The sequence below is a fragment of the Arsenicicoccus sp. UBA2120 genome (genome assembly GCF_002330965.1).
GTDB classification, from domain to species: Bacteria; Actinomycetota; Actinomycetes; order Actinomycetales; family Dermatophilaceae; genus Arsenicicoccus; species Arsenicicoccus bolidensis.
In genome coordinates, this window is the sequence record NZ_DCYC01000100.1 from 33,303 (window position 1) to 48,737 (window position 15,435).

At 71.8% G+C, this 15,435-nt stretch carries 16 protein-coding genes; 9 read left to right on the plus strand and 7 right to left on the minus strand.

Annotated elements, in window-relative coordinates; all coding sequences use genetic code 11:
• Positions 1–152 precede the first annotated feature (152 nt).
• The 5 genes from B2P18_RS17210 to B2P18_RS17230 all read left to right on the plus strand — a co-directional run bounded on the left by B2P18_RS17210 (position 153) and on the right by B2P18_RS17230 (position 5,633).
• On the plus strand, positions 153–1,790 hold the full coding sequence (locus tag B2P18_RS17210) for a GGDEF domain-containing protein (protein WP_029211521.1): 1,638 nt from the start codon (positions 153–155) through the stop codon (positions 1,788–1,790).
• A 63-nt stretch (positions 1,791–1,853) separates the two neighbouring features.
• On the plus strand, positions 1,854–3,362 hold the full coding sequence (locus tag B2P18_RS17215) for a methylmalonyl-CoA carboxytransferase subunit 5S (protein WP_286959121.1): 1,509 nt from the start codon (positions 1,854–1,856) through the stop codon (positions 3,360–3,362).
• A 22-nt stretch (positions 3,363–3,384) separates the two neighbouring features.
• Positions 3,385–4,953 carry an acyl-CoA carboxylase subunit beta gene (locus B2P18_RS17220; RefSeq protein ID WP_286959122.1) on the plus strand — a complete coding sequence of 523 codons (1,569 nt, stop codon included), beginning with the start codon at positions 3,385–3,387 and terminating at the stop codon, positions 4,951–4,953.
• A gap of 28 nt (positions 4,954–4,981) precedes the next feature.
• Positions 4,982–5,242: a hypothetical protein gene (locus tag B2P18_RS17225; protein ID WP_286959123.1), complete on the plus strand. Its 261-nt coding sequence runs from the start codon at positions 4,982–4,984 to the stop codon at positions 5,240–5,242.
• A 25-nt stretch (positions 5,243–5,267) separates the two neighbouring features.
• Positions 5,268–5,633, plus strand: coding sequence for a biotin/lipoyl-containing protein (locus B2P18_RS17230; protein ID WP_154593819.1), 366 nt, complete (start codon positions 5,268–5,270; stop codon positions 5,631–5,633).
• A gap of 79 nt (positions 5,634–5,712) precedes the next feature.
• On the opposite strand, the gene B2P18_RS17235 is transcribed toward B2P18_RS17230, so the two are convergent.
• Positions 5,713–6,366 carry a GntR family transcriptional regulator gene (locus tag B2P18_RS17235; RefSeq protein WP_286959125.1) on the minus strand — a complete coding sequence of 218 codons (654 nt, stop codon included), beginning with the start codon at positions 6,364–6,366 and terminating at the stop codon, positions 5,713–5,715.
• A gap of 78 nt (positions 6,367–6,444) precedes the next feature.
• Here B2P18_RS17235 and B2P18_RS17240 point away from each other — a divergent pair, with 78 nt between their 5' ends.
• The 4 genes from B2P18_RS17240 to B2P18_RS17255 all read left to right on the plus strand — a co-directional run bounded on the left by B2P18_RS17240 (position 6,445) and on the right by B2P18_RS17255 (position 10,034).
• On the plus strand, positions 6,445–7,464 hold the full coding sequence (locus B2P18_RS17240) for a 1-aminocyclopropane-1-carboxylate deaminase (RefSeq protein ID WP_286961707.1): 1,020 nt from the start codon (positions 6,445–6,447) through the stop codon (positions 7,462–7,464).
• 51 nt (positions 7,465–7,515) lie between these two features.
• Positions 7,516–8,892: an FAD-binding oxidoreductase gene (locus tag B2P18_RS17245; RefSeq protein ID WP_286959127.1), complete on the plus strand. Its 1,377-nt coding sequence runs from the start codon at positions 7,516–7,518 to the stop codon at positions 8,890–8,892.
• Positions 8,893–8,994: 102 nt separating this feature from the next.
• Positions 8,995–9,639 (plus strand): nucleotidyltransferase domain-containing protein, encoded by a 645-nt coding sequence (locus B2P18_RS17250; protein WP_029211528.1) that lies wholly within the window; start codon positions 8,995–8,997, stop codon positions 9,637–9,639.
• Entirely contained in the window at positions 9,636–10,034 is a 399-nt protein-coding gene (locus B2P18_RS17255) for a hypothetical protein (protein WP_029211529.1), read from the plus strand. The genes B2P18_RS17250 and B2P18_RS17255 overlap by 4 nt, the downstream gene beginning before the upstream one ends.
• A gap of 4 nt (positions 10,035–10,038) precedes the next feature.
• Here the strand turns inward: B2P18_RS17255 and B2P18_RS17260 are convergent, their stop codons facing one another.
• From B2P18_RS17260 to B2P18_RS17285, 6 genes are all read right to left on the minus strand, one after another.
• On the minus strand, positions 10,039–10,782 hold the full coding sequence (locus tag B2P18_RS17260) for a dienelactone hydrolase family protein (protein ID WP_286959128.1): 744 nt from the start codon (positions 10,780–10,782) through the stop codon (positions 10,039–10,041).
• Positions 10,783–10,883: 101 nt separating this feature from the next.
• Entirely contained in the window at positions 10,884–11,510 is a 627-nt protein-coding gene (locus B2P18_RS17265; protein WP_286961708.1) for a hypothetical protein, read from the minus strand.
• Positions 11,511–11,576: 66 nt separating this feature from the next.
• Entirely contained in the window at positions 11,577–11,834 is a 258-nt protein-coding gene (locus tag B2P18_RS17270; RefSeq protein ID WP_286959131.1) for a hypothetical protein, read from the minus strand.
• On the minus strand, positions 11,831–12,532 hold the full coding sequence (locus B2P18_RS17275; RefSeq protein WP_286961709.1) for a hypothetical protein: 702 nt from the start codon (positions 12,530–12,532) through the stop codon (positions 11,831–11,833). Before B2P18_RS17275 ends, B2P18_RS17270 begins: the two co-directional genes overlap by 4 nt.
• Positions 12,533–12,653: 121 nt before the next feature.
• Positions 12,654–13,124, minus strand: a complete 471-nt coding sequence (locus B2P18_RS17280) for a helix-turn-helix transcriptional regulator (protein ID WP_286961710.1) — start codon at positions 13,122–13,124, stop codon at positions 12,654–12,656.
• Positions 13,109–15,406, minus strand: coding sequence for a helix-turn-helix transcriptional regulator (locus B2P18_RS17285; protein WP_286961711.1), 2,298 nt, complete (start codon positions 15,404–15,406; stop codon positions 13,109–13,111). The genes B2P18_RS17280 and B2P18_RS17285 overlap by 16 nt, the downstream gene beginning before the upstream one ends.
• Positions 15,407–15,435: the final 29 nt, after the last annotated feature.

Below are 15,435 nucleotides of genomic sequence, written 5' to 3' on the forward strand. Positions count from 1 at the left end.
GGTCCGGACGGGATCCTCAAGGTAGCACCGGCCGGATTCCAGCCTCGGCGCGCGTCGGACCCTGGCGGGGGCGGCCACGCTTTGTCATGATGCCTGCGCCGAGGAAGTACGAGGAAGTAGCCGGCCGGGGGTCGGAGACGGAGGTGAGGCCGGTGCCCACCGAGCCCTGCCTGCCCCGGAACGCTCTGCCCGTGCCCGGCGGCGGACCGGCCATCGACCACAGCGCCATGGTCGAGCGGGCCTGGCACGCCCGTCACCGGGACCAGGAGACCGCGTCCGCCCTGGCCGACCGGGCCGCCCGTCACGCGGTCGCCACGGACGACCACCTGCTCGAGGCACGCGCCCGCGTGGTGCAGGCGGCCTGCCGGTTCGCGGTCCAGGACTACGAGCAGGCCCTCACCCTCGCCAACGAGGGACTCGTGACGCTCACCTCGCTCGAGGACGTCTGGCTCGGCCGGCTCCAGCTCGTGCTCGGCAACGTCAGCGCGGAGATCGGCGAGCCCGCCCATGCCGCGGGCTTCTTCAACCAGGCGGTCAGCATCGCCCGGCAGGCCAACGATGTGCAGCTCGTCGCGCAGTGCCTGCTCAACGCCGCCCTCGACCGGGTCGACGTGGTCGACCAGGTGCGGGACTTCCGACGGGCCCTGGCGATCTTCGAGGGCATCGACGACGCGGAGGGCCAGGCCTATGCCCACCTCGACATCGCGCACGCCCTCGTCGACCAGCAGCGTCTGCTGGAGGCCACCGTCGAGGCGCGGCGCGCGCAGCACCACGCAGCCCGCGCCCACACCAACGACGTGGTGGCCCACGCCGTGGCGCTCCAGGCCTACGGATCGGCCCACCTCGGGCACCCGCTGCAGGCCGAGGCGCTCCTGGCCGACGCCCAGCACCGGATCGAGTCCGCCCGCCAGCCCGTGCGGATCGACGTGACCATCGAGGTCGCCCGGGCGTGGACCGCGCTGGGGCGGCCGGACGAGGCCGTGCTGCTGCTCGAGCCGCTGCTCACGGGGTCCGCGCTCACCGATCGGCAGACGCTGGCGCTCACCGACATCCTGTCCGAGGCCTACGCCGGACGGGGCGACCACGAGTCGGCCTACTGGACGCTGCGGTCCCACCTGGAGCTCAAGGACGCCCACGAGGACGCCATGGCCCGCCGCCGGGCATCGGCCCTGGTCGTGCTGCACCGGGTGCAGATGGTCGAGCGGGAGGCGGCCCGCGCCCGCGAGCGCCAGCAGCGGCTGGAGGCGGAGTTCAGCGAGCTCAAGTCCGAGCACCGCATGGTGCAGGAGATCTCGATCCGCGACGACCTCACGGGACTGCACAACCGTCGGCTGCTCAACGACCGCCTTCTCGTCGACGTGCGCGCCGCCGACGCGGACCACCCGGTCAGCCTGATCCTGCTCGACCTCGACCACTTCAAACGCGTCAACGACACGCACGGCCACGTGGTCGGCGACCAGGTGCTGCACGCCCTCGGCCGCATGCTGCAGACCGAGGTGCGGGTGTCGGACGTGGCGGCCCGCTACGGCGGGGAGGAGCTGGCGGTGCTGCAGCCGGGCACCGACCTCGACGCGGCCACCGTGCTGGCCGAGCGGCTGCGAGCACGGATCGCGGCGCTGGACTGGCTGCAGATCGTCGGGGTCCCCCTCAACCTCACGGTGAGCGCGGGCGTCGCGAGCACCTCCGGCGGGGAGACGCCCCGCGACCTGCTGCGCCGGGCGGACCGGGCGATGTATGCCGCCAAGGCCGCAGGCCGGGACCGCGTCATGACCGCCGCCGACACCACCTGAGGATCCCCGCTAAGACCCACCCCGCTGATGCCGCGCCGCGGCCCGTGGGGCAGGATTGCAGGCGTGGATACACAGCAGCGACAGATCGGCGTGACGGAGCTGGCCCTGCGGGACGCGCACCAGAGTCTGATGGCGACCCGCATGGCCCTGGAGGACATGGTCGGTGCCTGCGAGGACATCGACAACGCGGGGTACTGGAGCGTTGAGTGCTGGGGCGGGGCGACGTTCGACGCGTGCATCCGCTTCCTCAACGAGGACCCGTGGGAGCGGCTGCGGACCTTCCGCCGACTGCTGCCGAACTCCCGCCTCCAGATGCTCCTGCGGGGGCAGAACCTCCTCGGTTACCGCCACTACGGCGACGACGTGGTGGACCACTTCGTCGAGAAGGCCGCCGAGAACGGCATGGACGTGTTCCGCACGTTCGACGCCCTCAACGACACCCGCAACGTCGAGCGCGCGATCGCCGCGGTCAAGAAGGCCGGCAAGCACGCGCAGGGCACCATCTGCTACACCACCAGCCCGCTGCACGACGTGGACGTCTACCTCCGGCAGGCGCGCGAGCTGCGCGACGTCGGCGTGGACTCCATCGCCATCAAGGACATGGCGGCGCTGCTCAAGCCGCAGCCGGCCTACGACCTGGTCCGGGCGATCAAGGCCGAGATGCCGGACATGCAGGTCAACGTGCACTGCCACGCGACCACGGGCGTCACGCTCGTCTCGCTGATGAAGGCCGTCGAGGGGGGCGCCGACGTCGTCGACACCGCCATCTCCTCGCTGTCCCTCGGCCCGGGGCACAACCCCACGGAGTCCCTGCAGGAGATGCTCGAGGGCACGGGCTACATCGCCGACCTGGACAAGGTGCGGCTCGGTCGCATCAAGAACCACTTCGCCGGGATCCGGCCCCGCTACACGCAGTTCATGTCTTCGTTCAACGTCGAGACGGACATCTTCGACAGCCAGATCCCCGGCGGCATGATCTCCAACATGGAGTCCCAGCTCAAGCAGCAGGGCGCCGGCGACAAGCTCAAGGAGGTGCTCGAGGAGGTGCCGCGCGTGCGAAAGGACGCCGGCTACCCGCCCCTCGTCACCCCGTCCAGCCAGATCGTGGGCACGCAGGCCGTCTTCAACGTCCTCATGGGCCGCTACAAGGTCCTGACCGCCGAGTTCGCCGACCTGATGCTCGGCTACTACGGCTCGGTCATGGGCGAGCTCGACCAGGAGGTCGTCGACAAGGCCAAGCAGCAGACCGGCAAGGAGCCGATCGACGTGCGGCCCGCCGACCTGATCGAGGACGAGTGGGACCAGCTCCGCACCGACGCCGCCGCGCTCGAGGGCTTCGACGGCAGCGACGAGGACGTCCTGACCTACGCGATGTTCCCCAAGGTCGCGCCCGGCTTCTTCACCAGCCGCGCCGAGGGCCCCAAGAACGTCGGCAAGGACCCCGCCGAGCTCGAGGCCGAGAAGGCCGCGGCCGCCAAGGGCGACGGCAAGACCGGCCCGGTCCGTGGCCCGATCACCTACGAGATCACCATCGACGGCAAGAAGCACTCCGTCGCCGTGAAGCCGGCCTGACGGCAGGAGAGGGAACCTCACCATGAGCAAGGCACCCCAGTCACCCAAGACGATGGCCGACCGCCTCACGGAGCTCCGCGAGCGCCGCGCCGCGGTCGAGGCCGGCGGCGGCGAGAAGCGTCACGCCAAGCAGCACGAGGCCGGCAAGAAGACCGCGCGCGAGCGGGTCGCCGACCTGGTCGACCCCGGCTCCTTCGAGGAGATGGGCCTGTTCGCCCAGCACCGGACCACGTTGTTCGGGATGGACAAGGCCGTCATGCCGGCGGACGGCGTCGTGACCGGCACCGGCACGGTCTTCGGCCGCCCGGTCCACGTCGCGAGCCAGGACTTCTCGGTGGCGGGCGGCTCCGCCGGCGAGATGCACTCCACCAAGGTCGCCAAGACGCTGCACGCAGCCCTGGAGAACGGCACCCCGTTCGTCTTCATCAACGACTCGGGCGGCGCCCGCGTCCAGGAGGGCATCGACTCGCTGTCCGGCTACGGCAAGGTGTTCTTCCAGAACGTCGCGCTGTCGGGCGTGGTCCCGCAGGTCTCGATCATCGCGGGGCCGTGCGCCGGTGGAGCGGCATACTCCCCCGCCCTCACCGACTTCATCATCCAGACCAAGAGCTCCCGGATGTTCATCACCGGCCCCGACGTGATCAAGCAGGTCACCGGCGAGCAGGTCACGGCCGAGGAGCTGGGCGGCCCGGCGGCGCACATGGCTCGCTCCGGCGTCACCCACTTCATGGCCGAGGACGACGAGCAGGCGGTGCTGATCGCGCAGAAGCTCCTGAGCTTCCTGCCGAGCAACAACACCGAGGAGCCGCCGCTGGTCGACGGGTTCGAGGACGTCGAGCCCGACGAGTCACTCACCACGGTCATCCCCGAGGATCCCAAGAAGGGGTATGACGTCCGCGACGTCATCGGCTCGATCGTCGACGGCGCCGACTTCCTCGAGGTGCACGCGGGCTTCGCGCCCAACATCGTCGTGGGCTTCGCCCGCGTCACGGGACGCACGGTCGGCATCATCGCCAACCAGCCCAGCGTGATGAGCGGCGTCCTCGACATCGACTCCTCCGACAAGGGCGCGCGGTTCGTGCGCTTCTGCAACGCCTTCAACATCCCCCTGGTCACCCTGGTGGACGTCCCGGGCTTCCTGCCGGGCGTGCAGCAGGAGTACGGCGGCATCATCCGCCACGGCGCCAAGATGCTCTTCGCCTACTCCTCCGCGACGGTCCCCAAGATCACCGTGGTCCTGCGCAAGGCGTACGGCGGCGCCTACCTCGCCATGTGCTCCAAGGACCTCGGCGCGGACCGGGTGTTCGCGTGGCCGACGGCCGAGATCGCCGTCATGGGCGCCGAGGGTGCCGCGGGCGTCGTCTTCCGCAAGGAGATCGCCGAGGCGGACGACCCGGCGGCCAAGCGGGCGGAGCTGGTCCAGCTCTACCGCGACGCCTTCTCCACGCCGTACGTCTCCGCCTCGCGTGGTCTCGTCGACGACATCATCGAGCCGGCGGACACGCGTCGTCACATCGCGCGCTCGCTGGAGATGCTCGCCGGCAAGCGCGACATGCGTCCGGCCAAGAAGCACGGCCTGATCCCGCTCTGATCGACCGGCTGCCACGGAAGGACACATCATGAGCGAACCCACCGTCGCCGAGCTGCAGGCCCTGGTCGCCGATCTCACCGCCCGTCTCGAGGCCCTGGAGGCCAAGGTCTCCGCCCGGGACGACGAGGTCAGCCCCGAGGTGCTGCTCGCGATCTCCGCCGCCGTCGCGGCCTACCTGGGCAAGCGCGCCACCGTCAAGCAGGTCCACCTGCGTCGCGGCTCGGCGTGGGCGTCCCAGGGCCGCTCGGACATCCACCACTCGCACACGATCCAGCACGGCGTGCGCTGACCGCCGACGCAACCGAAGGACTGACATGAAGCTGAAGGTGACCGTCAACGGATCGGTCTACGACGTCGACGTCGAGGTGGAGGAGGAGCCCCGGCCGAGCCTGGGTGCCGTCCTCGTGGGCAGCATGTCCGCCCACGGCGTGGCCCCCACCAGCGCGAAGGCCCCGGCCAGCGCGTCCAACGCCCTCACCGCCAACATCGCGGGCACCGTCGTCAAGGTGCTCGTCGAGGCGGGCCAGGAGGTCAAGGAGGGCGAGACCCTGCTCGTCCTCGAGGCCATGAAGATGGAGACCGAGGTCACGGCGCCCAAGGACGGCCGGATCGCCGCGGTCGACGTCGCCGTCGGCGATGCCGTCCAGGGTGGTCAGGTCCTCGTCGAGTGGGAGGACTGACCCGTCTCGGGTCTCACGGACAGAGCGAGGAGCGGTTCCCCGTATGACGGGGGGCCGCTCCTTCGTCATACGGCCCTCATCAGCCCGAGAAGGTGAAGCGCAGGGAGAGCCAGTTGTCGCGGCTCAGGGTCGCGGCTCGCTCTGCGTCGCCCGCGCGGGCGGCCGCGATGATGGCGGCGTGCTGGTCGGCGCTGCCGCGGCCGGCGTAGGTCGTGAACCGCATCCGCTCCACCCGCCGCAGGACCGGGACCACCCGCTCGAGCACCTCGGGCACGACGACGTTGCCGCTGCGGGCGACGAAGACCCCGTGGAAGGCGTCGTCCGCCTCGATGGCTCGCTCGGCGTCGAGGGCGTGGAGCGCCTCCGCGAACGCCGCGTTGACCTCCTCGAGCTGCTCCAGGTCCGAGGCCGCCAGGCGAGGCGCGGCGACCCGCGCCGCGAGCTCGTGCATGGCCGCCGCGACCTGCTGGGCGTCCCGCGTCGACTCCTGGTCGACCGGTGCGACGATCGTGGCCCGGCCGGGCGTCGCCACCACCAGGCGGGCCCGCTCGAGGCGCAGCAGCGCCTCTCGGATCGGGGTGCGGCTGACGCCGAGCCATCCCTCCAGCTCGGGATCGCGCAGCCGCTCCCCCGGAGCGAGCGTCCCGGCGACGATGGCGTCCCGGATGGCCTCGTAGGCGTGGTCGCGGAGCAGCGAGCGCTGCGGCAGGCCCGGTGACTCGGGGATCGGCATGGAGCGAATATAGGCCCCCTTGCCGGGCCTGGAGGCTGGCAATATATTAAATTTCACCGCCGAGCAAAGGAGCTCCCCATGGGCATCGCCGACTTCGACCGCTATCCGCTGACCTTCGGACCCAGCCCGATCCACCCCCTCGAGCGCCTCAGCGCCCACCTGGGTGGCGCCCAGGTGTGGGCCAAGCGAGAGGACGTCAGCTCCGGACTCGCCTTCGGCGGCAACAAGACTCGCAAGCTGGAGTACATCGTCCCCGACGTGCTCGCCTCCGGCGCCGACACCCTGGTCTCGATCGGCGGCTACCAGAGCAACCACACCCGCCAGGTCGCAGCCGTCGCCGCCCACCTCGGGCTGCAGGCCCTCCTCGTGCAGGAGACCTGGGTCGACTGGCCAGACCCCCTCAACGACCGCGTCGGCAACATCCAGCTCTCACGGATCATGGGCGCCGACGTGCGCCTCGACCCGCACGGCTTCGACATCGGCATCCGCAGCAGCTGGGAGGACGCGCTGCGGGAGGTCGAGGAGCGGGGCGGCAAGCCCTACCCCATCCCGGCCGGGGCGTCCGAGCACCCCCTCGGCGGACTGGGCTTCGCCGGCTGGGCGCACGAGGTCGCTCAGCAGGAGGCGGAGCTCGACGTCTTCTTCGACACCATCGTCGTGTGCACGGTCACCGGCTCGACCCACGCCGGGATGATCGCGGGCTTCGCCGAGCTCGAGGCCGCGGGCGGACGGCCGCGCCGGGTCATCGGCATCGACGCGTCGGCCACCCTCGACAAGACCCGCGACCAGGTGGGGCGCATCGCCCGGCATACGGCAGGGCTCCTCGGCCTGGGGCGCGACCTGCGCGACGACGAGATCACCGTGCTGGCGGGGTGGGCCGGCGACAAGTACGGCATCCCCGTCGAGTCGACGATCGAGGCCATCCGCCTCACCGGCCGGCTGGAGGGCGTCATCATCGACCCCGTCTACGAGGGCAAGTCGATGGCCGGCCTGATCGACCTCGTCTCCAGCAGGGAGATCCCGGCGAGCAGCACCGTCCTCTACGCCCACCTCGGCGGGCAGCTGGCGCTCAACGCCTACACCGCGGTGGTGCCCTGACCGATGGCACCCTGTGCCGCACCTGTCGGGTGGTTCCCCTAGGGTCGGACCGTGACCTCGATCGTTGATTCCCTCCTCGCGCGCCTCCCCGCCGACCGGGTCATGACCGACCCCGACGCGATGATCGCCTATGCCCGTGACCAGGCCGAGTGGGGAGCCTGGGGATCGCCGGCCGCCGTCGTGCGAGCCCGGTCGACGAGCGAGGTGCAGGCCACGGTGCAGGCGTGCCTCGAGCACGGCACCCCGGTCGTCGCCCGAGGAGCGGGGACCGGCCTGTCCGGCGCCGCGAACGCCGAGGCCGGGTGGATCGTGCTCAGCCTCGAGCGCCTGGACCAGGTCCTCGAGATCAACACCCTGGACCGGCTCGCCGTCGTCCAGCCCGGCGTGGTCAACGACCGGCTGCGCGCTGCCGCCGCCGAGCAGGGGCTCTGGTATCCCCCGGACCCAGGCAGCGCGCCCTGGTCGACCATCGGCGGCAACGTCGCGACCAACGCCGGCGGCATGTGCTGCGTGAAGTACGGCGTGACCAGGGACTACGTCCTGGCGCTGGAGGTCGTCACGGGGACCGGCGAGATCGTGCGGGTCGGTCGGCGCACCGCCAAGGGGGTCGTGGGCTACGACCTCGTCGGACTGATGACGGGCTCGGAGGGGACGCTCGGCATCATCACCGAGGTCACCGTGCGGCTGCGACCGGCCCGCGAGCCGGAGCGCACCGTCGCGGGCTTCTTCCCCGACCTCTTGTCGGCGGGGCGGGCCGTCACCGCCGTGGCGGAGGCCGGGCTCACGCCCTCGCTGCTCGAGCTGATGGACCGGACCCTGCTGCGGGCCGTCGACGACTGGAAGCACATGGGCCTGACCACCGAGGCCGACACGATGCTGCTCGGCCGCGTCGACACCCCCGGCGAGCGGGGCGACGCCGAGGCCGAGACCATGGCCGAGGTGTTCCGCGCCGCGGGGGCGGTCGACGCCGCGGTGGCGGAGGACGAGGAGGAGGGCGAGCTGCTGTTCGCCGCGCGCCGCCTCGCCTATCCCGCCGCCGAGCGCCTCGGCACGATCCTCACCGAGGACGTCTGCGTGCCCAAGGACCAGGTGGTCCCGATGCTCGAGCGCATCCAGCAGATCGGCGTGCGCCACGGCACCACGATCGCCAACGCCGCCCACGCGGGCGACGGCAACCTGCACCCGCTGCTCGTCACCACCCCGGGAGACGCCGAGCAGCTCGAGCGAGCGCACCGGGCCTCCGAGGAGATCATCGCGGCCTGCCTCGAGCTCGGCGGCACCATCTCCGGCGAGCACGGCGTGGGCACCCTCAAGCGGGACGGGCTGCACGCCGAGCTCGGCGAACCGGTCGTGGACCTGCACCGAGCGATCAAGGCGGCGCTCGACCCGCACGGAATCATGAATCCCGGCAAGGTCTTTCGTCCCTGAACGACCCGACTTCCCACGGCACCCGTCGCGGGGGCAAGGCGCCAGAGGCCCGTATGGCGTCCAAGCCTTCCACATGGAGCGTTGACCTGCCATCATGGTTCCATGGACCTGTCACATCCCCTGAGCGCCATCACGCCCTCGCTCGAGGGCGAGGCCCTGACCGTCCTCGCCGGGACCGAGAGCGCCCTCACCGGCCGAGGCATCGCCGAGCTCGCACGACGAGGTAGCCACACGGCGATGACGCAGGCCCTCGGACGTCTTGCCCACCAGGGACTCGTCATCGTGGAGCCGGCCGGTCGCGCCCACCTCTACCGCCTCAACCGTGAGCACCTTCTCGCCCCTGTCGTGCTCGCGGCGTCCAAGGCGGCCTCCGAGGTGCGTTCGAGGCTCACCAAGCAGATCGAGGGGTGGCGGGTGCCCTGCCTCCACGCGTCTCTCTACGGCTCCTTGTCGCGAGGAGAGGCCGGCTCGGACTCGGACATCGACGTCCTGGTCGTCCGCCCTCCGCACCTCGACGAGGCACAAGCCGAGGCGTGGAGCGATCAGCTGGCCGAGCTGGAGCGCCTCGTCTGGCAGTGGACGGGCAACACGTTGTCCTGGCTCGACACCACGCAGGAGGACCTGCGCCGAGCCGTGGAGGCCGACGAACCGCTGATCAGGTCCTGGCGCGAGGACTCCATCACGCTGGCGGGAGAATCCCTCGGGCCCCTGATCGCGCGACTGGCCACAGAGAGAAGCCCGGCATGACACCGACGCGGTCCAGCCCCGGCGACCGAGGTCAGGCGAAGGCCCGTCGCATCATTGCCGCGCGCTACCTCGACGTCGCAGAGCTCGCAGCCACCGAGGAGGGGCCGGGCGCCAACAACGTCGTGATCGGGATCGCGGTCCTGTCTGGCATCGCTGCCTCTGATGCCATCTGCATCGCTGCGACCGGATCGCGGTACTCCGGCGATGACCACGCCGAGGCCGCGCGGGTCCTCGGGCGCGTCGACCGCGCCCTGGGAAACGAGCTGAGCAAGCTCGTCCGGCTCAAGCCTGGAGCGCACTACGGATCGGCGTTCATCTCGGACACCGACCGTGTGCGGGCCCTGCGGGCGGCAAGGAGGCTGGTCGAGGCAGCGCTCGAACGAACCGTCGGATGACGGGTCAGGCCTCGTCGAAGACCTGGAGCAGCGCCTCCCAGTGCCGCGCGGTGGCGCGCTCGTCGTAGGCCGGGAGGTCACTCATCGTGAACCCGTGAGCGGCGCCCGGATAGATCTCGCCCTCGTAGTCGCAGTCCGCCTCCTCGGCGGCCAGCCGCAGGCGCTCGATCTGCGACCTGGTCATGCTGGGGTCCTGGTCGGCGAAGCCGAAGTAGATGCGGGCCTCGACGTCGGGCAGCACGTGGTGCGGGCTCTCGGGGCCGTCGGTCACCAGCCGTCCGGCGTGGAACCCACAGACCGCCGACACGTCGTCGGGGCACTGTGCCGCCAGCCGCAGCGCGAGCCCCCCGCCCATGCAGTAACCCACGACCCGCACGTCGTCGTCAGCGACGTCGTCGAGACCCTGGACGTGCTCGAGATAGGCGGGGCCTTCGGCCTCCCAGTGCTCTCGGGTCAGGCTGGCGAGCAGACGGGAGATGATCGTATGCCGCTCCTCCCCCCGCTCGGCGGACAGGAACGAGGGGTCGATCAGCGGCTGGCGCCCGGCCCGGTAGTAGACGTTGGGCGCCAGCACGACGTAGCCGTCGTCCGCCAGGCGCTCGGCCATCTCCCGGATCCGCGGCCGCAGCCCGATGGCGTCCATGATCAGGAGCACCGGCGGGTGGGGTCCGTCCTCGGCGGGGCGGGCGACATAGGCGTCGCACACCCCGTCCGGCATCGGCAGGTCCAGCTCCTCGAACACGGCCATGGTGACACCCTGTCACGAGCCCGGGCGGGCGGCACCTCGACCGGAGGGCCGAGGACGCCCGGCCCCAGGGGTGGGGACGGGCGCCTCGGCTGACCACACCGTCAGGCGGTGGCCTGGGCCGGGCCGATCGTGGCCGGCTGTGCGTCCCAGGTGCGGAGGACGGCCGACCTGGAGTACATCCAGTCGGACAGCGCAGCGATCCCCACGGCCATGGTCAGCAGCCCCAGGTCCAGGGCGATCTCCGGCACCGAGGCCCGCAGCGCGACCGGGACCGCTCCGACGGCATACAGGACCAACGGGACCGCCGGCACCTCACGGGACAGCAGCAACGAAGCGACGAAGGCCATCGTGCCGAGGAGGAACGCGACGGACACCACCACGAGGGCAAGGCCGAGCGGGCCCGCGCGCAGCGACGCGACGGCGCCACGCGGGAGCTCGCTGAAGACCAGGTTGATGACGAGCTCGACGCCGACCAGCCCTGCGAGGGCAGCCGAGTTGACGAGGTAGGCGACGAGTCCGAAGGTGCCCCTGCGCCGGCCGAACGCGAGGTACAGCCCGGCGACCAGGGCGAGGGCCAGGACCTCCGCCAGGGGTGCCACCAGCTGGGTGAGGGCCGAGGTCGGGACGACCCCTGCCCGCTTGGCTGCGTTCACGAGCAGGATGAAGGCGCTGGCGCCGCCGGCCAGGGCGGACACGCGAAAGAGCGTCGCGGGTGCGGGTTGGGACATGGTTTCCTCCGGTGCGGTGGGTGGGTGGGCGGATCCCGGACGGGGTGCGCCGAGGTGGGTGCGGGCTCATCGCCCTGTCGGTGCGCGGGTGTCGAGGGAGATGAGCTCGGCACCGATGTCACGGGCCTTGGCGAGGAGGCCGTGGAGCGCGGCCTGGTCAGCTGCCAGGCCACTCAGCGTGGTGGTGCCGTCCGGCTCGCGGACGATGTCCAGACCGTCGAACCACGAGGACCAGTGGGCGTCCAGGTGGCCGTCGATCCTCAGCTGCACCTCGACAGGCCGGGCCGGTATGCCGTGAGCGCCGGCCCTGTCGTCCGAGCTCATGACGCGCGGGCAGGGGCAGGACGTCCCGCCGGAGCCGCGGGCCGAGAGGCGCCGGTCTGCCTGGTGCCCGCTGTTCGGGCGGACGCCCAGAGGGACAGGCCGAGGCCGACCAGGGCGAGGGAGTCCGGATAGGCCAGCAGCCGATAGAACGAGTCGGGCAGGAGTGCCAGCGAGGCGGTCAGGACGCTGGCCAGCGCGAGCAGCGCCGAGGCCCAGCGGGCCAGGACACGGGCCCGGAACATCGCGGCACCGAAGATCAACCCACCTGCGAGGAAGGTGGCTCCGGACACCGCCAGGACGGCCTGCATCGCGCCGATGTCGCCCGCGGCCCGGCCGCCTGTGGCTGCGCGAACGACGTCGTCGACATAGGCCGGGGACGCCGCGGCCACCTCGGGGAGGACGACGGCGCTCGCGAAGGTGACGCACATGATGGTCAGGTAGCCGATGGCCAGCACGACGTACCCCACGAGCCCCAGCAGGCCGATCTCCAGTCGCTGGCGCAGGTACATCCCGGTGATGCCGACCAGGGCCGTGGCCGCCATCAGCACCTTGATGGCGTTGCGGACGGCCCACTCCGTCGTGAGGACGGTCGTGGCGTCGGCGTGCGGGTGCCCGATCTGGACGCCCGCGTAGAGGAGGCCCGCCACCACCGCCGACACGGCGGAGGTCCGGAAGAGTGCGGTCGAGGTGACGTTCATGCCGGTTCCTGTTCGGTCGGCCCGTAGCCCGTGCTGCGGGGATGACCTGAACCTAGGAGCGGGACGTGACCCTGGCGTCACCACACGAGGTGATCATCGTGGTGACCCCTGGCCGGTGGGGTCAGCGGTGACGGTCACCCAGCAGGTCGTCCTCGCGCGACCGGCGCACGGCCCGGGCTCGCGTGCTCACCCCGAGCTTGGCGAAGATGTGCTTGGTGTGCGTGCGCAGGGTGTTGACGGTGATGAACAGCTCGCGGGCGATCTCCGGCCCGGTCAGCTCGGAGTCGAGGAGCCGCAGCACGTCCCGCTCCCGGCTGCTCAACGGGCTGACCAGGCCCGACCCGTCCCCCGACGTGTTCCCCCGATGCAGTCGGTCGAGCAGGCCGCGAGCCGCCTCCCGCGCCACCGTCCCCGCCCCCTGTCCGGCCCCACCAGCAGCGACGTGCTCCAGCAGCCTCGACATGGGGGCGCCCTCGTCCAGGAACACCCGGACGTCGCTGCCGGTCTCGGGCGCCTCGCTCCAGGCCCGGCCGAAGGCGGACGCGGCGTGCGGGAGGTCGCCCAGCGCGAGGTGGGTCAGGGACCGCAGCACCAGGATCTCGGCCCGGCTGCCTGCGGGAAGCGTGTGCTCGCAGCGGTCCAGCAGGGCAAGGACGGCGTCTGCGGTCGCCCTGTCCGACGGGTCGGCGCGCAGCGGGCCAGCTGGAGCCGGACCACCGTCAGCTGCTCGTACGACGCCAGGTAGGAGCACTCGTCCGTGACCCGCACGCCCGTCTCGTCCGCCCAGGCCTGGGCCCCGGACAGGTCGCCGGAGGCGATCCGGATCCGGGCTCTCATGGCAGGGATGGGTCGCAGCTCGGGGTAGAAACCCCGCCGATAGAGCCCCTCCGCCTGGTCGAGCTGCGACAGCGCGGTCTCGTGGTCGCCGTCGGCGGCCAGCACCTGCGCCATCACCACGAACCACCGGTGGCGGTTCTCGGTGATCGACGCCCGCTCGCGCAGCTCGCGAGCCACCTCCAGGTGATCCAGCGCCTCCGGACGGGCACCACGGCGGTGGTCGAGCTCGGCCAGGGCCACGTGAAGGTCGGAGACGGACCGGGCGTGCGGGCCGCCCCGCAGGGGCGCCTCGCGCAAGCTCTCCTCGCACACCCTCCGCGCTCTGGCCGGGTGACCCGCCGCCACCCGCAGGTCGGCGAGCACGACCCCGCCGTCCAGCACGTCCACCACGTTGCCGGCCCTGCGCAGGCAGTCGAGGGCGAGCCCGTATGTCGACAGCGCCTCGTCCATCTCCCCTGCGGCCCAGGCCGCCAGGGCCAGCAGGCCGGTGGCAGCGCCGCGCGTGAGGTGGTCGTCGGGCAGGGCGAGGGCGAGGGCGCCGCGCGCGTGATAGGCCGCCCCGACCAGGTCGCCGCGAGCCTGGGCGAGCGCAGCGCGATACACCGACACCGTCGCGGGCGCCGAGCGCAGGTCGTCGGTCGGGGCCCACCCGGCCGCCAGGGATGCGTCTGCTCGTCCTGCAGCCAGGACGGCGTCAGCGTCGTCCAGCCGGGCGTCGGCGCCCTCGAGGTCGCCCTCCAGCATCAACGACCACGCGCAGACCAGAGAGAGGACGGGGCTGACGCGAACGCGGGCCCGTGGGAGAGCCCGGATCCAGCCGAGCAGGAGGCTGTCCTGGCGGCTCCGTCGCAGCAGGGGAACGGCGTCCTCGACCAGGTAGGCGGCGCGCTCGTCGTCCGAGCCCGCCAACGCCTGCCCCACGGCCTCCACGAGGTATCCGTTGGCGGCGAACCATCGGCTGGCCAGCCGGTGCAGGTCCGCCACCAGGTCAGGCTCCTGGGCGCTCAGTCGTGCGCGTAGAACGTCGGCGAACAGGTGGTGGTAGCGGTACCACGAGCGATCGTCGTCGAGGGAGACGAGGAACAGGTTGTCGGCCCAGACCCGTTCGAGCATCGCGGTGCCGTCGGTCCGGCCCGTGAGTGCGTCGCACGCGGGGCCGCACAGCCGGTCCAGGACTGCCGTGCGCAGCAGGAACTCCCGCACCGGGGCGGGCTGACGGTCGAGCACCTCGTCGGTGAGGTAGTCGAGGACGAAGCGGTGGCTGCCCGCGAAGTCACGGACGAAGTCGTGGGCCTGGCCACCACCCGACCGGCCACCCAGGGCCAGGGACACCAGCTGCAGACCGGCGATCCAGCCCTCCGTCCGGCCCTCGAGGGCATCCACGTCGTGGGCGTCCAGGGTCAGCCCCATCGCCGCGACCAGGAAGTCCTCCGCCTCGGCCCGGGTGAAGCGGAGATCGGCCGCACGCAGCTCGATGAGCTCGCCGCGTGCGCGCAGCCGCGCCAGGGCGAGAGGCGGGTCGGAGCGGGTCGAGAGGACCAGGTGCAGCCCCGCGGGCAGGTGGTCCACGAGGAAGGCGACCGCCTGGTGCACCTCGGGGGCGCGCACGAGGTGGACGTCATCCATCACCAGCACCCGCACGGCGCCCGGCCTGAGGGCGTCGGCACGGACCACGGCATCGATCACGGCGGATGCCGCCGCCGTCGCGTCACGGTGCCGCCCCAGGGCCGAACCGTCGACCTGGATGTCCAGGCCCGCCAGCGAGGCCGCCAGCAGAGCGAGGAAGGCGGCGAGATCGTCGTCCTCGTCGCCAAGGCTCATCCACCCGACCCGGACCGGCGGCTCCCGCCGCGCCAGCTGCGCCGCCCAGTCCGCGAGCAGGCTCGACTTGCCGAAACCCGCCGGCGCGGACACCAGCGTCAGGCGATGACCGCCCTCGAGAGAGCCGTCCAGCCGCGCTGCCAGCCGTGGGCGCGGGACCAGCCTCGGGCGCCGCGCCGGCACGAACAGCTTCGTCGCGAGGACGGGGGACGACACCCGTCGAGCATAGGCCTGGCCGTTGGGGG